Source organism: Paenibacillus sp. FSL R5-0490, assembly GCF_001956215.1.
In the GTDB taxonomy this organism is placed as follows: domain Bacteria; phylum Bacillota; class Bacilli; order Bacillales; family Cytobacillaceae; genus Cytobacillus.
The window spans coordinates 1-20810 of the sequence record NZ_MRTQ01000014.1 but is presented as its reverse complement, the minus strand read 5'-3'; the positions used below and the strand labels follow the sequence as shown (position 1 = coordinate 20810).

Here is a 20810-nt window from a genome sequence, read left to right as displayed (position 1 = left end):
TATTTGCAAGATTAGATATCTAATTGCAAGTTCATGCTGGCTATTTGCGGTATCAGGCCATCTATTTGCTGGGACTGTTCAAGGTTCACAGCAGTCCTAATGTTTCGCCGGGCATAAAAAAAGCCTGCACCCTATGGATGCAGACTCTGTTCTTAAAATCGCCCTTTATGCTCTTCAAAAACCTTTTTCACTTTCTCCACTACCACTTTCGAACCGCCGCTGTTTTCAACGCCTTCTATCATCATCGCGATTAGCAGCTTAGGAGATTGCGGGTTGTAGGCAACGAACAAGCCATTTTCCTGGCCTTTTTCGCTTGCACTTTTCTTCAGCTCGGCTGTTCCGGTTTTCCCGGCCAGCGGGTAATCTTTCATATAAGCCGTACGGCCGGTTCCGCTTGGGTCTTGGATGACTTTAGCCATGGCGCCTGCCACCGTGCCGGCTGTTTCTTCACTCATGATAGCTTCCTTCAGCACCTGGCCCTTTTCCTCTTCTTCCAGGAGAACAGGTTTGATCATGGAGCCTTTGTTGATAAAAGGTGTGTAGGATGCTGCGAGATGGACAATGCTCATTTCCACCTGTCCCTGGCCGTAGCCCGAATCAGCGAGCAGGATTTCCGTATCAAGGCCGCCAATCTTAGATTGTTCCAGCGGGAATGCGTATGGAATTTCCTCTTCAAACGCGAATTTCTTGAGTCCGGCTGAAAACTTTTCTTTTCCCAGTTCAAGCGCCTGCTGGGCAAAATAGATATTATCCGAATACATCATTGCTTTTTCAAAATTGACCGGTCCGCCCGGATCTTTGACACGAGTGACTTTATAGCCGCCCCAGGAACTATCCTTCTGCCATTGCAGTCCTTTGACATTAATGGTTTCATCAAGAGTTAATGTTCCCTCTGTCAGTCCGATTGCTGCTGTCAGCGGCTTCATCACGGAACCTGGCGCATAGGTTTGCTTGAACCGTGTCAGAAGGGGCATGTCCTTATTTGCTTCAATCGCCTTCCATTCATCGGCGGTAAAACCGAGTGAAGCCTGGTTCGGGTCAAAGCTCGGGCTGCTGACAAGTGCCAGTGTACTTCCGGTTACCGGGTCAATTGCCGCTGCGGTTCCCGGCTTTCCTCCAAGCTCTGTGTAAAGAGATCTCTGCAGGTTCATGTCGATGGTAAGCTGAATCGTTTCACCGTTCTCTACCGGCTTTTCAGCGAGAACCACATCAGAACCGTCTTTCTTTTGGATGCCGATTTTGATTCCATTGGAACCTTTTAATCGCTCTTCAAGGACCTGTTCAAGTCCTCTTTTCCCGATGATATCGGTGCTTGAATAGCCTTTACGCTCTTTCATTTCATCTGCAGTAATCTGGCCGACATAGCCGATTAAATGTGCGGCTGATTCACCCATTGGATACACTCTGCCTTTGATGTCCTGCTTCAGGACGCCTGGCAATGCGAACACTTTATCAAGTGTCGCCTGATCATCCGGGGACACTTTTTTAATAGGAACAAAATAGCTCGGCTGGACCCAGCTCGCGTTCAAGCTTTTATTAATCTGCTCTTCTGACATTCCCAAGGCTGCAGACAAGCCTTTGATGGTCTGTTCCTTCTGGTCACCCATCTGTTCAGGCACGACACCGATTTCATAGAGGGTGCCATTTAAAGCAAGCGGGTCACCTGTGCGGTCCACAATATCTCCGCGCTGCGCCGGAACAGTTGAATAACTGATTTTATCCTCTGGCCCTAGCTCGGGAAAAATATAAGTCGTATCCCAGGCAACATACCAGTTTTCTTCCTCTTTCGCTTCTTCCTTCACAAGCTTGGCATCATGGGTAAACTCAATTTTGCCGGCAGCACTGTCCATGCTTGCTGAAAAAGGAAAACTTGCCTTTTCTGCTTTTTTGTATTCCTTTTCCATATCCGGCTTGTATGTTACCTTCAGATTATCTATCTCTAAATCCTTATAAACCTTTTCATACCGGGCTGCAAAATCCTTTTTGCTGATCGACTGCTTCGCATCCTCCGACAGGAATTCATACATCTTCTCAAACTCCTGCTTATTCCAGTGCTCCACATACTGCGAAAAGCGATCCTGCGGCTTAATCTCCTTATTGCACCCGCTCAAAGCGGCCAAAATCAGGGCTGCAAAAACAAAATATAAAACCTTTCTCATACATCACCCTCCCTGATACTATATTATCATTTAATTGGAGAAATTTCCTAGTGACAGGTACCACTTGAATTTTGTCGAATGTGAACTCTGCAAATTGAGTGGGGAAGGTTGCAAATAGATGTGTGATTTTGCAAATAGAATGGGCATTTGTGCAAATAGAACCGGAAAATTGCAAATAGCTGCCTGCTTCCTGCAAATAGGATATTTGAGGAAAAACCACTCGCAAATAGAGTGGCTGTTTCTGCAAATAGAGCATGAAAATCTGCAAATAGAATCCCGTCTAAAAGAGGTATATAGACATTTATATCGAAAATAACTAAGTAAACACAGAAAGGAGAGCTATACTTGATCAGTAAAAGTCTGAAAGTCCCCGAAATAAACCTCCAGCTTGAAGCATTGGTAAGAAGAATCCCCGAACAGCATCCCGCACGTGAGAAATTAATCTCAGAATACAAAAAAAGAAGCGCTGGCTTTAAGGGAGAAGAACGGTTATTTTATTATTTAAGCTTTCTGGAACCTAAGAAGTATTGGATTTTTCATGATTTGCGGTTATCAAACGGATCACAATTTTTCCAAATCGATGCATTGCTGCTCACTGCAAACTTCGGACTCATATTAGAAGTTAAAAATTGGACAGGCACCTTGTTTTTCAACCCTCATTTCCAGCAGGTCATCCGCATCCAAAATGACAAAGAAGAAGGATTTCCAGACCCCATTTCACAAGCCCGGCATCAGACGAATCAGTTTAGGAACTGGCTTGACCTTAATGGATTTCCTACCATTCCTCTTGATTTTTTAGTAATAATCAGCCATCCTTCCACCATAATTAAGGCAGAGACAGATCCGCTGCAAATATCTAAGAAAGTCTTACACTCTCATCACCTTTTATCCAAAATGAATGGCATTGAAAATAAGTTCCCTCATGAAAAAACTGACTCTAAGGAGATTCGGAAGCTGTGCCGGACTATGTTAAAAAAACATACCCCTGTACAATCTGAGATCCTTGAGCAATTCAATGTCTCAGCTGAAGAAATTCTCACTGGAGTCAGCTGCCCTAAATGTGCTTCCCTTCCGATGATTTTTCATTGGGGGAAATGGCACTGCCCAATGTGTTTATTTTCCACTCCCTTAGCACATGAGGCTGCAGTCCAAGACTACTTCCGGCTTATTAAGCCGGCAATTACCAACTCGGAATTCCGCTCATTCACCCATATCCCATCCCCCTATGCGGCTTCAAGATTACTCTCCAGGATGGACCTTTCTTTTAAAAGAAATAAAAGACACCGTATTTATGAAAAATCCCCTGAATAGTGATACACCTCACAAATTTTTCCAATAAGTTAATTTATAATTAGGCTGAATTGAGGTGCTAATATGGAAAAGAACTGGTCTATTTCACTTGAGCATGGTAATTACGCTAGTGATGTGGAGCTTCTGACCAACGATGCAATGGCGGCAGTAAGCCAGACGGCTAAAGGGTATTATGTCAATATAGTCACACCGGCTGAGTTAGGAAATCCCGATAACTACCTGACTGAAGCACTGCTCATATACTTCGGAAATAAAGTGGACACTCAATTTATCGATCAATGCGGATGCGGGGGGTATGTTTTGAGGGTATGGAAAAACAAGTGAGAGATATGACTATTTTGTGTGATTATAAAAATCGGAGTGTTATTTTTAATTCCTATTATGATGATGAGCTTATCGATCGTGATGGAATCAGCTTTAATGAGATTTGCGTACACCATGGAAAGATATATTTTATCAGGGACAGGAAACGGATCGTAACCATCAATTCCAAGAAGTATCGTGACATATTCATAGGTGAAGATTTTCAAAATTACTATATTATGCGGAAAGACAAAAATCGTCTGGATATCTATTTTCCTTAAACAGGAGCTGCGAAAGCGCTGGATGCGCTTTTGCAGCTTTTTTTATTTGGTGAGGAGTGTGCTCTATTTGCAGGAAGCCTGCGTCTATTTGCACTTTTATAGTTCTATTTGCAGAATGCAGCCTGCTATTTGCAGCTTCCTCTGTTCTATTTGCAGAATCCCCGGTTCTATTTGCAAATCAACTGAGCGAGCCATTTTCTGTTCAGTATGCAGTTCGCTTTTTGCAGAATTCAGTTTGCTATTTGCTGAATCCAGTCTGCTATTTGCAGAATCTCCGGCTCTATTTGCAAATCTCTATGTGAGCCGTTTCCTGCTCAGTATGCAGTTCGTCTTTTTGCAGAATCCGGCTAGCTATTTGCACTTTACCTGTTCTATTTGCTGAATTCCTAGCCCTATTTGCAAGTTTAAAGCACCTATTTGCAAGTTTCCGCACTCTATTTGCAGTGTTCACATTCTGAACACGCTTCCCCAGAGAATCAGCACAAACAAAAAATAGACCCGCCACTCCTGGCGGGCCCATCCTATTTACTCCACTTTAAACCTCTTAATAGAATCCAGCAGTTCCTCAGCCATCCCTGAAAGCGATGCAGCCGATGCCGCAATTTCTTCCATGGACGCCAGCTGTTCTTCTGTAGCAGCGGATACGTCCTGGCTTTCGGCTGTTGTGACAGCGGCAATTTCTTCGATTGCGCTGACGAGTTCCACTACCTGGTCGGCGCCTTCGGCCATGTCCCTGATGGATGATGACACTTCTGCGATCTGGCCTGAAACGGTGTCGGCAAATTGCTGGATGTGGCTGAAGGCATCTCCGGCATTGTTCACCAGGTCGATTCCTTTTTCCACTTCAGCTGTTCCCTTTTCCATGGAAGAGATGGCTTTGTTTGTATCTGTCTGAATAGTAGAGATCAGTTCGCGGATGCTTTCGGTTGACTTGGACGATTGCTCTGCCAGCTTGCGGACTTCATCGGCTACAACGGCAAAGCCTCTTCCGTGCTCACCTGCTCTTGCCGCTTCAATGGCTGCGTTGAGTGCGAGCAGGTTCGTCTGATCGGCAATGGCAGAAATCACATTGACAATCTGGCCAATTTCCTCAGAACGCTTCCCTAATGTATGAACAATGGAACCCAGTTCTGAGACTGTTACATTAATATTTTTCATCTGGTTCGTCGAAAGGTCGATGGCTTCATTTCCTTTTACCACGACTTCATTTGTCTCATTGGCCGTTTTGGCCACGACATTGGTGTTACTCATAATTTGCTGAATGCGGCCGGACATTTCTTTGACGACAGAGGTGCTTTCTTTCACCTTTTCAGTCTGCTGCTCAGTTGCCGAAGCTACTTCCTGAATGGAATTGGCCACCTGCTCTGTTGCCATGTTGTTCTGCTCAGAGCTTGCTGTCAGCTGTTCCGATGAGGATGCAAGATGGACCGCTTTTTCGCTCACCTGGTTGATCAGCTGCTGCAGTGACAGGACCATCTTATTAAAACTGACACCCAGTTTGCTGATTTCATCGTTGTTCCTGACAATAAACTTCTGGGTCAGATCCCCTTCGCTGACTTTATCGGTTGCCGCGATGAGCTGATTGAGCGGGCGCGTTATCGAACGTACAATAATATAGGAAACAAATGCACCCACAAGGACGAAGATGGCAATAAATATGATTGTCGAGACTAAGATAGGCTGGACAGCCGACGTCACTTCTCCCAGGTTCATCGTGCCGAGTACCTTCATGCCTGTCAGGCCATTAGTAGTAAAATGCATCTCTTTCTTTACGCCATCAATCGTGTACTCAACCTGTCCCTTTTCCTTTTCTAGGACTTCCGGCAGCCAGCTTCCCTCTGCCTGTGTGCCCGGCTTCTCCTGCGGGTGTACTAAAAAGCTTCCCTCTGCACTTAAAATGGCAGGATAGCCTTCTTTCCCAATTTTAATATTATTGGATAGCTCACTAAGAGCAGATAGGCTTAAGTCAATTCCAATAACACCGGAGCTGTCGCCAAGCTTTTGAGCTACAGTGATGAGGATATTTCCGCTGACAGCGTCAACATATGGCTCTGTAATGAAGGCTTTTCCCTTGGCCTCCATGGCTCCCTTATACCAGGGGCGTGTGGTGGCATCAAAGTCAGCTGGCAGATCTGCACGCGGATAGATGACTAAATCGCCATTCTCAGAACCGGCATAAATAGCGACTGCCTCCGGATGAAGCTCTTTATACTGGCTAAAAGCATTTGTTGTTTTATCTAATTCTTCCTTTGTATAAAAATCTTTTTTGATCCGCTTGGAAAAGTAATTTGTATCCTCCATCTTAGGTTTAATAAAGTTCATAATAAATTGATCAAGGATCTTAACATTTTCAACAGCACTCATGGTAATCTGTTTCTTTATCTCATCATGCGCCTTCTGATAGGATATGTAGCCGATTGAAATAGAAGGAATTAATAGAATAATAATAAATGAAAGCAATAATTTCTTTCTAATCGTAAATGAAAACAGCGACCCTTTTTCTTTCTGTTTTTTCTTTTTCATCATGTGACCCCTTTTAAAACTTAGTAATTTACCGCCTTAACCTGCGAGATGGCGCCTTCCAGCTTCTCGTCAACAACCCTGGCATCGTCAATATGCCTCTGAATCAGTTCGTTCACTTGATCAAAAACTGACTTTGTATCCGTAATTTCACCTGCCACCTCCTGGGAATATCCCTTCTGAATGTTGATCATTTCAATCACTTCACTGACTTCGGCTTCAACTGTACGGATCAGGTTCGTGATCGAATCAATTTTACTGGTAGTTTGGCCGCTCAGGGACATGCCATTTTTAATTAACTCGGTGCTTGCGACTGTTGAATTCAATGTTGCTTCAATATCGTCCTGAATATTTTTCGTCAGGGAACTGATATTCGCGGTGCTTGTCGCTGTGCTTTCGGCCAGTTTCCGGACCTCATCCGCAACGACTGCAAATCCTTTACCCTGCTCGCCTGCTCGTGCCGCTTCGATGGATGCATTCAATGCAAGAAGATTCGTTTGCTCTGCAATATCTTTAATGACCTGAACAATCATCTCAATTTCTTTGGACCGTTTGCTCAGCGCCTCCATTTTCTGTGAATTCACTTCCAGCTGCTCTCCCAGCTGCTTAATCAGCTGCTCAGACTTGCTGACGGATCCGCGGCCTTCCTCCGAGCTTTTGACCATCTCTTTTGCAGATTGAATCAGATTTTCCCCTTTACCCGATAGAGTGAGGCTGTTTGAAAAAGTAGCTTCGCTATGTTTTTTAACATTTTCAAAACCGTCTTTTATTTTCAGAACCAGGTCCCCCAGCATATAATGCTGACCATTGACCATTTCATGCTGGCTTACTGTAGTTGTCAAATCTTCATTAAATGATTGAATCAGTGTCTGATAAAAATTTTCCTTGCGCTGAAACTCTTCTTCAGCAAACTGGAGTTTTGCTTCCAGTTCCCGCTTTTCATCTTCCAGCTGCTTCAACTTTCCTTTTCCGAACATCATTGATCTCCCCATCTCCTATATACTCCTTTATTATATCGACAGAAAACGGGAAATTTTGTGACCTTTTTCACTCTTTTTTTAAATATATAGGTCTATGTATACAAAAAAGAGACACCTGCCTTTTATGGCAAGTGTCTCTGCGGTTGTTTTCATAGAAAAACGGGACATGGGGACAGGTTAGCTGTCCCCAATGTTAGTTGGGACAAGGAACCTGTCCCCTCGTCCCGCTTACCAGCGTGCAGTCAGCATCTTTCTTCTTGTATAGAATTCCACTCCGTCCGTTCCGTTTGCGTGAAGGTCTCCATAGAAGGAGTTTTTCCAGCCGGAGAATGGGAAGAAGGCCATTGGCGCCGGTACGCCGATGTTGACTCCGAGCATGCCGACCTCGATGTTTTCTCTGAAGTAGCGGACGCTGCTTCCGCTGTCAGTGAATAGGCATGCACCGTTTCCAAAGTCCGATTTGTTCGTAAGCTCGATTGCTTCTTCAAGATTTTTTACACGCACCACAGAAAGTACCGGTGCGAAAATTTCTTCTTTCCAGATTTTCATTGATGGATCTACATTATCAAAAATCGTTGGTCCAATGAAGTAGCCGTTTTCGTGGTATGCTTCGTCTTTGCGGCCATCACGGACAAGTTTTGCTCCTTCTTTTTCGCCAATTTCAATGTAATTGCTTGTGCGTTCCTTGTTTTCCTGTCGGATGACCGGGCCAAGGAATACATTTTCATCCAGGCCGTTTCCGATTGTCAGCTGGCTCGCCTGTTCATTTAATCTCGCAACCAGCTCGTCGGCAATGGAATCCACGGCTACTACTACAGAGCAGGCCATGCACCTTTCACCTGCTGAACCGTACGCAGCAGCGATAATTTCCTTAACCGCTCCATCAAGGTCTGCATCAGGCAGCACGATTGAGTGGTTCTTGGCACCAGCAAGCGCCTGGACGCGTTTGCCTTTTGCTGTTGCAGATTTATAGATATACTCGGCAACAGGCTGGGAGCCAACAAATGAGATCGCAGGTACATCTTTATGGTCGATCAGGCTGTTTACCACGTCATGCGCGCCATGAACAATATTGAATACGCCAGCTGGAAGGCCCGCTTCTGTGAACAGCTCTGCCAGGCGGTTAGCAAGGATTGGCGTTCTTTCAGATGGCTTCAATACAAATGTGTTGCCGCACGCAATCGCAAGCGGGAACATCCAGCAGGGAACCATCATCGGGAAGTTGAAAGGCGTGATGCCGCCAATGACACCAACCGGATAGCGGTACATGCCTGATTCAATGTTTGTCGCAATATCCGGAAGCTGTTTCCCCATCATGAGGGATGGAGCTCCTGCGGCGAATTCCACACATTCTATTCCGCGCTGCACCTCGCCGTATGCTTCTTTATAGTTTTTGCCGTTTTCCTGTGTAATCAGCTTTGCCAGCTCGTCCCAGTTATCTATTAAAAGCTGCTGGTATTTAAATAGAATTCTCGCTCTTTTTGGCACTGGCGTTTTACTCCAGACTTTAAAAGCTTCCTTGGCTGCCTGTACAGCATTGTCGACATCTTCACGTGTAGAAATCGGTGTGCGGGCAAGCTCTTCGCCTGTTGCAGGGTTTGGCACTACTTCAAATTTCTCTGTATTGGCATCCACCCATTCGCCATTGATAAAGTTTTTTAATACTGTAGTTGTTGTCGCTGTCATAAGTAAAATCCCCTTTCGAAATTAAAAGATTGAATATAAGAATATTGCCAGGAATAGTACAGCCGTTGGCATTGCTACACTTAGAATGAAAATTGGCCAATAGGAGCGTTTATGGGTTTCCCCGCATATCGCCCGGATCGTTGTCACGACATAGCCATTATGCGGCAGTGAGTCCAGTCCGCCGGATGCAAGCGCGGAAATTCTATGCATCGCACCAGGGTCCAGTCCTTGCGACATATACATTGGCGCCAGAATCGGCAGTGCAATGCCTAAGCCGCCGGATGCCGATCCGGTAATACCGCATATCAGGGTAACGGCAATCCCCAGTCCCATTAACGGAGGCCCCGGGATATTTACCAGTGCATCTACAAAGGTGTCAAACGCAGCAACCTGAGCCGCAACACTTCCGAAGCCTACAACCGCACATGTATTAGCTGCAGCAACTAAAGCATCCTGGGCACCCTTGGCAAGCGCCTCCCAGAACCCCACTAAATATTTCATCATCAATACACATGCCAGAACGATACCGCTTGTCAGGGAAATCAATGCGGCCCCCGTGGAAGAAGTAAAGTTGGCTGCCGTATTTAAAATCGCAATTACCGAGGCCAGCGGTAAGATGGCCATGATCACATGCGGATAGTCTTTCCCTGCCGGAGCAGCATTTGGTCTTTGCATTTCCAGCTCCGATTCAAGAGCTGCTGCCGACTCATTGGCACCGGCCGGCTGATTTGGCAAGGAGAATACCTCGCCATTATTCACCGCTTTTTTCACCATCCGGCTAAGCAGAATACCGCCTATTACCATAATCAGAAGGGCCATTAACACCCCGATGATTCCGCCCGCTGTCGGCTTTGTTCCGAAAAACTCTGTCGGAATCAGGTTTTGGATTTCCGGTGAGCCCGGTGCTGTCATCGTAAAGGATATGGATCCGAACACCAATGCCGCCGGGATAAAACGATGCGGCAGGTTTGCCACTTTAAATAGGGACACAGCAATTGGATAAACGGCGAAGCCTACAACAAACAAGCTGACGCCTCCGTAAGTCATGATGGCTGCTGCCGCCACGACTGCAAATACCGCTCTTGATGGTCCAAGTGTATCCTTGACCCAATTCGCAATGCTGTCAGCCGCCTTGGTTACCTGCATGATTTTTCCGAATATGGCTCCCAATAAAAAGATGAGGAACCACGAGTAAAAATAACCTGTAAAGCCTGTCATATAATGCTCTGTCAGGGCTGTCTCAAGGTTAAGTCCTCCTGTCAGAGCAACCACAACTGCACTGATGATCGCGGCAATAATAATATTTACGCCTTTCATAGTTAAATACATTAATAGAAGCAGCGAAGCGATTAACCCCAGCATTCCAATCATCTGTATGTCCCCCTGTTACACTTTCTCGGTTTCAGAGGAAAACTGATAATCGTAGCAAACATGGTATAGCTCTTCAAGTTCGCTCTTAGCCGGAACTCTTGGGTTATTGCCTGGGCTGCCGCTGTCGATGGCGTCGTCTGCCATTTTGCCAACCGCGTTCTTAAAGGCTTCCTCGTCTATTCCCCATCCTCTTAAGTTCGGAATATTTAATTTCCGGCAAAGCTCTTTGACGGATTGAACAGCCACTTCTGCAGCTTCTTCATTGGTAAGGCTTTCATTATCGGGCTGAAAAATTCGGCCGATATCCGCCAGGCGGTCCACACATGCTTCCTGGCTGAACTCAAGAACAGCCGGCAGGAGCATGGCATTCGAGATTCCATGAGGAACATGGAATAATGCGCCAATTGGACGGCTCATTCCATGCACAAGGCATACAGATGCGTTTGAAAACGCCATTCCAGCCTGCAGGGATCCAAGGCTCATCGCCTCACGGGCATCGACATTGTTTCCCTCATTGTAAGCGGTTAAAATATTTTCCACGATCAGTTTCATGGCTGATATTGCCATTGTGTCTGTCATCGGATGCGCCTTTTTGGATAGATATGCTTCAACCGCATGGCTTAGCGCATCAACACCGGTTGCCGATGTGACATTCTTTGGTGAGGAAAGGGTAAGCAGCGGATCCACAATTGCCACGCTCGGCATAAAAGCAGGCTGTTTGATCATCATTTTGACATCATTGAATGAATTTGTGATGACGGTTACATCTGTGGCCTCAGAGCCAGTCCCAGCTGTTGTCGGAATCGCTATGTGAGGAACCGGTGCATTCTGTGCCAGTTTCTTTCCTCCCATATACTCGCCGATATAGCCGCCGTTTGTTGCTAAAACCGCTATGGCTTTTGCTGTATCGATACAGCTGCCGCCGCCTACTGAAATAACCAGGTCACATTGCTGTTTTTGAAATAGCTCGAGTGCTTCTGCTACATACTCGTCAGTCGGCTCTGATGCGACCCCCAGATAGACCTCACTTTGTACGCCCGCCTCCTGAAGATAGGTTCTGCATTCACTTACATATCCAAGCTGATCCATTATCTTATCACTGATTATTAATGCATTTTTCCCTCTGAGCGCTGCTTCAGCACCAACTTTTTCGGAAGATCCCCTTCCATAAAAGATCGCTTCCGGCACCCGGAAAACTGCTGGTTTCTCCATTGGACATTCCACCCCTTTTTTTTCTATTACTACTTATACTTGCAAGGAGCGTGCCAACTTTGAAACCCAGTAAAGACAGTGTTTTCTTTCTGTAATAGTGTAGTCACTACACTACAAATGTAGATTTTTTGTAGCGATACCACTACACTGCATTCAGGTTATTCTATGCTTTTTCAGTTTTTGATAGAGAGTTGTCCGATGAATTCCAAGCAAATCGGCAGCTCTCGATTTATTTCCGCCTGCTCTTCTTAATGCATCCAGAATAATTTCAGACTCTCTTTGGCTGCCCAGTAATTTAGCTTCCTCAATAGACCCTGCAGCCCGATCCACTTTTTTCAAAGCGGGTTCCGGCTTTTTCAGCATCTCCGGCAAATGATGATAGTCAATGACCTTCCCATCAACCAGTGTGACCAGCTGTTCCACTGTATTTACCATCTCGCGGATATTCCCTCTCCACGGATGCTGGACAAAAGCGTTCACCGCCTCAGATGTAAATAGTTTTCCAGGTACCTGGTACCTCTCACAGATTTCCTTCAGATAATGGACCAGCAGAACAGGAATATCCTTTTTCCGTTCGCGCAGCGGAGGGATATGGAGCTGGATGATGTTCAGCCGGTAATAAAGATCCTCCCGGAATTCCCCGGTTTCAACCATTTGCATAAGATTGCGGTTTGTCGCGGCAATAACTCTGACATTTATCTGATACTTTTTCACACCGCCGACACGTTCAGCTTCCTTTTCCTGCAGGACCCGCAGCAGCTTTGTCTGCATGACAAGCGGCATCTCACCGATTTCATCGAGAAAAATCGTGCCGTTGTCTGCCAGCTCAAACTTCCCGGGCTTGCCGCCTTTTTTCGCCCCGGTAAAGGCGCCTTCTTCATAGCCAAACAGTTCAGACTCGAATAAAGGCTCCGGAATGGCCCCGCAGTTAACACTGATGAAAGGCCCGGTGGAAAAAGGGCTTAGGTGATGGATGCTCTTGGCAAACATTTCTTTTCCCGTCCCGCTTTCTCCTGTTACGAGTACAGTGGCCGCAGTCCTTGCAGCCTTCCGTGCCAGCCGCTTCACTTCCATGATTCCTTCACTTGTTCCCATGATCTGGTCAAGGGTGACCCGGCTGTCATTTTCCTTTTTCTTTGTGAAAAGATCCGGCTTGGCATCCTGATTTTCCTGCAGTTTTTCATAGATTTTATAGACTTCTGTGACTCCCTCGAAAATCAGCATTCCGATGGCGCCGGCAATCCGTCCTTCCTTCCAGAGGGGGATACGGTGCACCACCATGTCATGCCCCTGGATGTTCTGCAGAACCCCCCGTTCAGCGATTCCGGTCTTAACAGTCTCGTGAAGATGCGTATTATCAATCACCTCTGTGACATGCCTGCCAATCGCATCCTCCCGCTTTATGCCGGTAAAGCGGCTGTAGGCTTCGTTAAATTCCTGCAGAATGCCGTTTTCATCGACAACCGCTATTCCCTCATAGGCGCTTTCCAAAATGGCGCCAAGTGCACCCTCGGAATTATGCTGCTGCCTCAGCTTATACAGGTATTTGGAGAGCCCATCCAGGATATCCCTGGCTGTCAGAATGCCAAGGAGCTTTCCATCTTCACCCGTGACAGGAAGCTGATCGTATGGAAGCGACATGATTTCAAGGATAGAATCATCCGGCCGGACAGCTGCCTGATTCGATTTGGGAATGCTGCCAATTAAAGCATCTCCCGGGTTGCCCTGGGCAAAGTAGTTAAGCAGCTTCCTGGAAGTGATCATTCCAACTAAGCGATTGCTTTCATCTGCGACAGGCAGGCTTTCCAAATGAAGATCTGCCATCATTTTGGAGGCTTCTGCCAGTGTCTGCCCCGGCTGAATACAAAACGGGCTGGGTGTCATCCAGTTTTTCACTTTTAGATGCTCATCATTTAGTAAGTCCTCTTTCTTATCAGAAATGGATTGAGGCATATGGAACTCCTCCGGTAATTTTAATTTTCTAAATTATAACACTTTTAAAAGATAGATAGGTTCCAGTGTGGTGCCTGAGTGTGAACATTACTAATAGGAATGGGAATTCTGCAAATAGAGATGCTTATTTTGCAAATAGACCGGTTGATCCCGCAAATAGCTTGGCCCATCTTGCAAATAGAGATGGCAATTCTGCAAATAGAGCAATTCCGCACAGCGGATACCGCCGAGTTTTATAGAAAGTAACACTTTTTAAAAATAAACTGATTCCAGTTTCGGAGTTTTGAACATTACAAATAGAAACGGGAAATCTGCAAATAGAGATGCTTATTTTGCAAATAGACCGGGTGATCCCGCAAATAGCATGGCCCATCTTGCAAATAGTGATGGTAATTCTGCAAATAGAGCCGCACAGCTGATGCGGCCGAGTTTATAGAAAATAACACTTTTTAAAAATAAACTGATTCTAGTTTCGGAGTTTTGAACATTACAAATAGAAACGGGAAATCTGCAAATAGAGATGCTTATTTTGCAAATAGATCGGTTGAACCCGCAAATAGCATGGCCCATCTTGCAAATAGTGATGGTAATCCTACAAATAGAGCAATTTCGCACAGCAGATGCCGCCGAGTTTTATAGAAAATAACACTTTTTAAAAATAAACTGATTCCAGTTTCGGACCTTTGAACATTACTAATAGAATCGGGAAATCTGCAAATAGAGAGGCACATTTTGCAAATAGATCGGTTGAACCTGCAAATAGAAGCTCAATTTTGCAAATAGACTGGTTGAACCTACAAATAGCATGTCCCAACTTGCAAATAGTCCCAGAAATTCTGCAAATAGAGCAATTCCGCACAGCGGAGACCGCACCATTTTAATAGAAAGAAAGACAGAGAGCCCAAACCCTCTGTCTTTCTGCTAAGCACTTTAGAAAATCGAGAATAATATGACCGCTAAAATAACACCAAGTATCGGCACAATTACTGTCAATGCCCCAAATGCCGGATAAGCATCCTTATGGGACTCGCCGCAGATCGCCCGGATGGTTGTCACAACATAACCGCCATGCGGCAGGGAATCAATTGATCCGGATGATATCGCCACAACACGGTGAAGCTCACTTGCATTGACACCCATATCCAGATAATGCGGGGCCAGAAGCGGCAGGGCAATCGATTGGCCGCCGGAAGCAGATCCGGTCAGGCCGGCAATGACAGCAACAGCCAGGGCGCCGCCGATTAAAGGGCTTCCCGGAATGCTGGTCATGGCATCTACTGCACTGGCAAAGGCAGGGGTTGCTTTAGCCACACCGCCAAAGCCCACCACTGCAGATGTATTGGCAATGGCAATCAATGCGCCGATGGTTCCTTCTGATACGGCACCCCATACATTGGTAAAATACTTAAGGTTAAGAAAATAAGTTGCAAAACAGCCGCTCAATAAGGCAATAATCAAGGCTGACTGTGCTAATGAATCATGGAAAATAAACGAAATCACAAGGACGACCAATAGCGGAATCATACTTAATAATGGGCTTGGCAAGTTTTCACGGATTAGTGCAGAATCCGTTTCTCTTGCTTCAAATTTTTCTCCATTGCGAATCGCCTTGTTAATCATTTTCTTCAGCCACCAGTATCCGAATGCCATCATAAAGATAGCGACAATCAAGCTGACTTCCCAGGCGGCATATGGAGAAGTGCCCAGGAACTCAATCGGAATCCAGTTCTGGATTTCCGGTGAACCCGCCGACGTCATGGTAAAAGTAGTCGAACCGAAGGCAAGAGCTGCCGGAATGAATCTTCTTGGCAGGTTGGCTTCCTTAAATAGGCTCAATGCCATTGGATAGACGGAAAAGGCTACAACAAACAGACTTACACCGCCATAGGTTAAGACCGCACAGGCAATGACAACGGCTAATGCTGCCCGCTTCATGCCAATTTTATCGATAATCCATTTGGAAACACTGTCGGCTGCTCCGCTGTCTTCCATTAGTTTTCCGAAAATGGCCCCGAATAAGAACATCAAATACCACGATGTAATAAAGCCGGCAAATCCGTTCATATAGTTAGTCAGAAAATTGACCTCACCCTCGCCTGCCAGCTGAGGGAAAATCAGCAATCCACTGAATATTGCAACAATAAAAGCTGAAAGAGGGGCAGCAAGCAGCAGATTCATCCCTCTCATCGTCAAATAGATGAGAAGCCCGATCCCCCCAAGCAATCCAATCATACTTAGCATAAGATCCTCCTATCCCGAAAACCCACACCTTCTCTCCATTACCTTCTGTCCGCTACTGATCCTCTTTCCACCAAATGGCCTTCTAATCTTTGGATTTCAGGGGTGTCCGTGTCCCCGTTAATATGCTCCAAAAGAAGATTAATCGAATAATCGACCATTTCGTCAACCGGCTGGTGCCAGGTGGTTAATTCATAAGATGACCAATCTGACATAGCCACATCGTCAAAGCCTACAACAGAGATATCCTCAGGGACTCTGATGCCCTGTTTTTTCAGATAATCCATTGCGCCAAAAGCGGATATATCATTTGCACAGAAGATGGCATCTATCTTTTTACTGCGTTCCAATAATTTTTGAGCTGCAGCAAATCCTCCTTCATATGAATAAAGGCCGTTTTCGGTTAAAAAGGAAGAGATGCCGTGTTCTGCCAAAGCTTCCTGGAAGCCATTTTTTCGATCAACTGTTGTTGATGTATTCATCGGTCCGGAGATAAAGGCGAGATTTTCATGTCCTTTTTCTATTAAGTAGTGCCCAATCCTTTTCCCGGCAGCAAAGTTATCGCATACAACAGCACTGCTTAAGGAATCGTTCACATATCGGTTAAACAGGACGACCGAGATGCCATTGCGTGTAAATTTCTGCACAGTCGATGAGGTCAAAAGCGCATCGGTAATGATGGCTCCCTCAACGCTGTACTCAATTAAATGGCTCACTTCATCCTCTTGGATTTCGTTATTCTGGGAGTTGATAAACATCACCTTGTACCCTTTTTCGGCCAGCCTGCTGTAAAATTTATCGAGGATTTCCGGATAAAAAGGATTCTGGATATTCCGCATGACAACGCCAATGATGCGGGAATGATTGGTAATCAGGCCTCGTGCTATGGCATTCGGCTGATATCCAAGCTGTTCGGCAGCATCCAGAATAAGCTGTTTCTTTTTTGACGAGATACTTGAATTTTCACTAAAAGCCCGGGATACGCTCGATTGGGAAACGCCTGCCAATCGGGCGACATCCATGGCTGTCACTTTTTTATTTTTCAATGCGTGTTCCTCCTGCCCGAGTCTAGACAGAGAAATTATATCAGATTTTGCTTACTTCACGAGACTGCTGTAGCGTTTTACACGAAGATCAGCCTGTGCCTGGTGGCCTTTAAAGCCTTCAAGGTCACATAGGCGGGATGCATATTTACCGATTTTCGCACTCGCTTCAGGCGTTGTTCTCTGGTATGTGCATGTTTTCAGAAATTTGCCCACCCAAAGTCCGCCAGTGTAGCGGGCTGCTTTTTTCGTTGGAAGCGTATGGTTTGTTCCGATTACTTTATCACCGTAAGCCACATTTGTTTCAGGCCCAAGGAAAAGTGCACCGTAGTTAGTCATGTTCTCAAGGAAGTAGTTTGGATCTTCAGTTAAAACTTCCACATGCTCATAAGCCAGTTTATCCGCTTCCTCTACTGCTTCCTCCAGGCTGTCTACTAAGATGATGGAGCCGTATTCTTTCCATGCCGCTCCTGCAACATCTGCTGTTGGAAGAGTCTCCAGCTGGCGTTCGATTTCTGCCACTGTTTCATTCGCTAATTTTTCAGATGTTGTAATTAGACATGCCGGAGAGTTTGGTCCATGCTCAGCTTGTCCTAATAAATCCGTTGCAATTATCTCAGCATCGGATGTTTCATCCGCAATGACAAGAACCTCTGTTGGACCGGCGAACAGGTCGATTCCGACTCTTCCATACAATTGGCGCTTCGCTTCCGCTACAAACGCATTCCCTGGCCCGACAAGCATATCAACCGGCTCGATGGTTTCTGTTCCGATTGCCATTGCACCCATTGCCTGAATTCCGCCAAGCAGGTAAATCTCATCAGCTCCCGCAAGGTGCATAGCGGCTACCGTTGCCGAAGGAATTTCTCCTTTAATTGGAGGTGTGCAGGCAATCACGCGTTTAACGCCTGCCACTTTCGCAGTCAGAACACTCATATGGGAGGAAGCAACCATCGGGTAGCGTCCGCCAGGGATATAGCAGCCGACACTGTTTACTGGAATATTTTTGTGTCCAAGGAACACGCCAGGCAAGGTTTCCACTTCAATATCTTTCAATGATGCTTTTTGATGCTCGGCGAAATTGCGGATCTGTTCCTGTGCAAATTTGATATCGTTAATTGTTTGTTCAGGTACAGATGCCACGATCTCCTGGATTTGCTCTTCAGTTAATCTAAATTGCTCCGGTGACCACTTATCAAACTGCTCGGAAAGCTTGCGAACCTCTGCATCTCCGTTTTCTTCGATATTTTTAAGAATGGCGCTCACCGATTCTCTTACTTTTACATCTGCTTCTTGTACCTCTTGATCATTTTTGCCTTGTTTTAAGAAAGTTGCCATTTTTATATCACTCCTGTTTTTATATTTGAATACGTATGCAAAATTAAGGAAAAAAATTTAAATGGCTGTCCAGCCGCCATCTACTTTTATTGTATCGCCTGTGATGAACTTTGATAGTTTAGAAGAAAGGAATAGAGTTGCGGCCGAGACATCCTCCGCATCCGCAAGCTTTCCAAGCGGAATTCTGCCGTAGACTTCCTTTTCAAATTCCTTATCCTCAAACATTTTTGAAGTCAGCTCGGTTTCGATGGAGGTTGGTGCCACCGCGTTTACATTGATGCCATGTGATGCCCATTCCACCGCGAGCGCTTTCGTCAGCTGCACCATGCCGCCCTTGCTTGCACAATAGGCCGCCCGTTTGTAGTAGCCGACAAACGCCATCTGAGAAGCAATATTGACAATCTTGCCGGATTGATTCGGAATCATATACTCTGCTGCTTTCTGACTGCAGAAAAACGCTGCCTTCAAATTGGTGTCAAGCGTCAGGTCCCAGTCCTCTTCCGTTACTTCCATGGCAGGCTTGGCCCGGTTAATTCCGGCGTTATTGATCAGAACATCGAGTGAGCCCATATAATCCACTGCTGCTTCTGTCATTCTTTTAATCTCTGAGACATTATTTAAATCAGCGGAAACATAATAGCTATTGGTGTTAATTTTTTTCAGCTCATCGGTTGTCTGGCGGAGAGCGTCTTCATTTCTCCCCACAATCACAACCTTCGCTCCGTTTTCGGCAAAGGACATGGCGATATCCCTGCCGATTCCTTTGCTTCCGCCTGTCACGATTACCGATTTATTCTCCAGGTCAGGAAAGTTCTTCATACCATTCCTCCATCAGAATTATTGAATTCCCAGATCCTTCTTTAGAAAACGGATCAGCTCCGCTTCCCTCTTCTGATTGTACTCTTTGGAAAAAGCTTCATCCCACTTGTAGTAGCCTTCACCCGTTTTATCACCGAGCTTCTGTTCAGACACAAGCTTCTTTAGTGCCGGCAAAGATTCCTCTGCACTGGATAAGTGCTGGAACAGATAATCAGATATGGCTGAAAAGACATCCAGTCCGCCCATATCGGCTGTCATCAATGGACCGGAAACCGGCAGCCTGCGTCCAATTCCGTAAGTAACCGCATCATCAATATCTTCTTTGCTTGCGATGCCCTCCTCCAGAAGGTATTGGGCTTCACGGAAAAGTGCATATTGAAGGCGATTTCCGACAAAACCGGGAACCTCTTTTTTCACTTCAATCGGCTTTTTCTTCATTTGCTTTAAAAGCTGAAAGGATCTTTCCACTGCTTCATCGCCGGTCTTCTCACCGCGAACAACCTCTACTAGAGGAATCAGATGCGCCGGATTCCAGAAGTGTGTCACTACTGTTCGTTCCGGATGGGCAGTCTCTGAAGCAATCTCTGTTGGACTGAGTCCTGAAGTATTGCTTGCGAGAATGACATCAGGAGCACAAAGAGCGTCAAGACGCTTAAATAAGTCAATCTTTAATTGAATGTTTTCCGGTACAGCTTCAATCACGAAAGTAGCACCTTGAACTGCTTCTTCAACAGAGACAGTCATTTTAATGTTTTCCTGAATGTGGCCAGCTTCCGATTCGGATAAAATACCGTTATTGAGCATAACCTCAAGCTTCTTCAGCATATTGGTCCAGCCCTGTTCCAGGTCGGCGTCGCTGATTCCCTGCATGGTCACGCTCAGTCCGGCCCAAGCCGCATTAAGCGCAATTGAATGGCCCATCGTGCCGCACCCAAGTACAGCTATTCTCTCCAATCGCTCACCATCTTTCTGAAATTTCTAGTTTTTGAATACGTATTCAATATACAATGTAAGCGCTGTGATTTCAATATAAAATTATAAATTGTTAAAATATTCATTTGTTTTCAGGTGAAACATTAATCAAACGTTTGATTGATTTTAATAAAATGACTGACAGATCCATCCTTGCCGGACCGCCCTGGTCCCGAGAGTGTGAACATTACTAATAGAATCGGGAAAGCTGCAAATAGAGAAACTTATTTTGCAAATAGATTGCTGGAACCTGCAAATAGAATGGCTAATCTGCAAATAGAGAGGGGAATTTTGCAAATAGAGCAATCCAGCACGGCATACGCTGCCGGCTTTAATAGAAAAGGAAGTTACACTGATTCCAGTTACGGAGTTTGGCAGATGTGATGTGTGAGTGTGAACATTACTAATAGAAACGGGAATCCTGCAAATAGAGAAGTTCATTTTGCAAATAGATTGCTGGAACCCGCAAATAGAATGGCTAATCTGCAAATAGAGAGGGGAATTTTGCAAATAGAGCAATCCAGCACGCATACGCTGCCTGCTTTAATAGAAAAGGAAGATAGACTGATTCCAGTTACGGAGTTTGGCAGATGTGATGTGTGAGTGTGAACATTACTAATAGAA

At 45.5% G+C, this 20810-nt stretch carries 16 protein-coding genes; 4 read left to right on the top strand and 12 right to left on the bottom strand.

What is annotated here, in order from left to right; translation table 11 throughout:
* Positions 1–152: 152 nt before the first annotated feature.
* Positions 153–2159 (bottom strand): penicillin-binding transpeptidase domain-containing protein, encoded by a 2007-nt coding sequence (locus BK139_RS12920; RefSeq protein ID WP_076259382.1) that lies wholly within the window; start codon positions 2157–2159, stop codon positions 153–155.
* 345 nt (positions 2160–2504) lie between these two features.
* Here BK139_RS12920 and BK139_RS12910 point away from each other — a divergent pair, with 345 nt between their 5' ends.
* The 3 genes from BK139_RS12910 (at position 2505) to BK139_RS12900 (ending at position 4054) form a co-directional block, all read left to right on the top strand.
* Positions 2505–3470: a nuclease-related domain-containing protein gene (locus BK139_RS12910; protein WP_076259376.1), complete on the top strand. Its 966-nt coding sequence runs from the start codon at positions 2505–2507 to the stop codon at positions 3468–3470.
* A 63-nt stretch (positions 3471–3533) separates the two neighbouring features.
* The gene (locus tag BK139_RS12905) at positions 3534–3794 is read left to right on the top strand and encodes a CGCGG family putative rSAM-modified RiPP protein (protein ID WP_076259373.1); all 261 of its coding nucleotides are present in this window, start codon (positions 3534–3536) and stop codon (positions 3792–3794) included.
* Positions 3779–4054, top strand: a complete 276-nt coding sequence (locus BK139_RS12900; RefSeq protein ID WP_076259371.1) for a hypothetical protein — start codon at positions 3779–3781, stop codon at positions 4052–4054. Before BK139_RS12905 ends, BK139_RS12900 begins: the two co-directional genes overlap by 16 nt.
* A 525-nt stretch (positions 4055–4579) precedes the next feature.
* Here the strand turns inward: BK139_RS12900 and BK139_RS12890 are convergent.
* From BK139_RS12890 to BK139_RS12840, 11 genes are all read right to left on the bottom strand, one after another.
* Positions 4580–6577 carry a HAMP domain-containing methyl-accepting chemotaxis protein gene (locus tag BK139_RS12890; protein ID WP_076259365.1) on the bottom strand — a complete coding sequence of 666 codons (1998 nt, stop codon included), beginning with the start codon at positions 6575–6577 and terminating at the stop codon, positions 4580–4582.
* A 20-nt stretch (positions 6578–6597) separates the two neighbouring features.
* Complete coding sequence (locus tag BK139_RS12885; protein ID WP_286148727.1) at positions 6598–7566, bottom strand: methyl-accepting chemotaxis protein; 969 nt, start codon at positions 7564–7566, stop codon at positions 6598–6600.
* Positions 7567–7782: 216 nt separating this feature from the next.
* Positions 7783–9240 (bottom strand): CoA-acylating methylmalonate-semialdehyde dehydrogenase, encoded by a 1458-nt coding sequence (locus tag BK139_RS12880; RefSeq protein ID WP_076259363.1) that lies wholly within the window; start codon positions 9238–9240, stop codon positions 7783–7785.
* Positions 9241–9261: 21 nt separating this feature from the next.
* The gene (locus BK139_RS12875; RefSeq protein WP_076259361.1) at positions 9262–10611 is read right to left on the bottom strand and encodes a GntP family permease; all 1350 of its coding nucleotides are present in this window, start codon (positions 10609–10611) and stop codon (positions 9262–9264) included.
* Between the two features lie 15 nt (positions 10612–10626).
* Positions 10627–11823: an iron-containing alcohol dehydrogenase gene (locus BK139_RS12870; RefSeq protein WP_076259359.1), complete on the bottom strand. Its 1197-nt coding sequence runs from the start codon at positions 11821–11823 to the stop codon at positions 10627–10629.
* Between the two features lie 153 nt (positions 11824–11976).
* Positions 11977–13776 carry a sigma 54-interacting transcriptional regulator gene (locus BK139_RS12865; protein WP_076259357.1) on the bottom strand — a complete coding sequence of 600 codons (1800 nt, stop codon included), beginning with the start codon at positions 13774–13776 and terminating at the stop codon, positions 11977–11979.
* Between the two features lie 930 nt (positions 13777–14706).
* On the bottom strand, positions 14707–16017 hold the full coding sequence (locus BK139_RS12860) for a GntP family permease (RefSeq protein ID WP_076259354.1): 1311 nt from the start codon (positions 16015–16017) through the stop codon (positions 14707–14709).
* A gap of 38 nt (positions 16018–16055) precedes the next feature.
* The gene (locus tag BK139_RS12855; protein ID WP_076259351.1) at positions 16056–17060 is read right to left on the bottom strand and encodes a LacI family DNA-binding transcriptional regulator; all 1005 of its coding nucleotides are present in this window, start codon (positions 17058–17060) and stop codon (positions 16056–16058) included.
* Positions 17061–17111: 51 nt separating this feature from the next.
* Positions 17112–18395, bottom strand: a complete 1284-nt coding sequence (gene hisD / locus BK139_RS12850) for a histidinol dehydrogenase (protein ID WP_076259348.1) — start codon at positions 18393–18395, stop codon at positions 17112–17114.
* 57 nt (positions 18396–18452) lie between these two features.
* Positions 18453–19214: an SDR family NAD(P)-dependent oxidoreductase gene (locus BK139_RS12845; RefSeq protein ID WP_076259346.1), complete on the bottom strand. Its 762-nt coding sequence runs from the start codon at positions 19212–19214 to the stop codon at positions 18453–18455.
* 18 nt (positions 19215–19232) lie between these two features.
* On the bottom strand, positions 19233–20168 hold the full coding sequence (locus tag BK139_RS12840; RefSeq protein WP_076259344.1) for a 3-hydroxyacyl-CoA dehydrogenase family protein: 936 nt from the start codon (positions 20166–20168) through the stop codon (positions 19233–19235).
* A 405-nt stretch (positions 20169–20573) separates the two neighbouring features.
* Between BK139_RS12840 and BK139_RS23720 the strand changes: the two genes are divergently transcribed.
* Entirely contained in the window at positions 20574–20789 is a 216-nt protein-coding gene (locus BK139_RS23720; RefSeq protein ID WP_139325626.1) for a hypothetical protein, read from the top strand.
* Positions 20790–20810 lie beyond the last annotated feature (21 nt).

Excerpts from the sequence above, each read along its gene's own strand:
- BK139_RS12920 (WP_076259382.1), bottom strand. The coding sequence starts at position 2,159 with ATGAGAAAGGTTTTATATTTTGTTTTTGCAGCCCTGATTTTGGCCGCT.
- hisD (WP_076259348.1), bottom strand. The coding sequence starts at position 18,395 with ATGGCAACTTTCTTAAAACAAGGCAAAAATGATCAAGAGGTACAAGAA.
- BK139_RS12845 (WP_076259346.1), bottom strand. The coding sequence starts at position 19,214 with ATGAAGAACTTTCCTGACCTGGAGAATAAATCGGTAATCGTGACAGGC.
- BK139_RS12860 (WP_076259354.1), bottom strand. The coding sequence starts at position 16,017 with ATGCTAAGTATGATTGGATTGCTTGGGGGGATCGGGCTTCTCATCTAT.
- BK139_RS12875 (WP_076259361.1), bottom strand. The coding sequence starts at position 10,611 with ATGATTGGAATGCTGGGGTTAATCGCTTCGCTGCTTCTATTAATGTAT.
- BK139_RS12900 (WP_076259371.1), top strand. The coding sequence starts at position 3,779 with ATGGAAAAACAAGTGAGAGATATGACTATTTTGTGTGATTATAAAAAT.
- BK139_RS12870 (WP_076259359.1), bottom strand. The coding sequence starts at position 11,823 with ATGGAGAAACCAGCAGTTTTCCGGGTGCCGGAAGCGATCTTTTATGGA.
- BK139_RS12905 (WP_076259373.1), top strand. The coding sequence starts at position 3,534 with ATGGAAAAGAACTGGTCTATTTCACTTGAGCATGGTAATTACGCTAGT.
- BK139_RS12885 (WP_286148727.1), bottom strand. The coding sequence starts at position 7,566 with ATGGGGAGATCAATGATGTTCGGAAAAGGAAAGTTGAAGCAGCTGGAA.
- BK139_RS12865 (WP_076259357.1), bottom strand. The coding sequence starts at position 13,776 with ATGCCTCAATCCATTTCTGATAAGAAAGAGGACTTACTAAATGATGAG.
- BK139_RS12880 (WP_076259363.1), bottom strand. The coding sequence starts at position 9,240 with ATGACAGCGACAACAACTACAGTATTAAAAAACTTTATCAATGGCGAA.
- BK139_RS12890 (WP_076259365.1), bottom strand. The coding sequence starts at position 6,577 with ATGAAAAAGAAAAAACAGAAAGAAAAAGGGTCGCTGTTTTCATTTACG.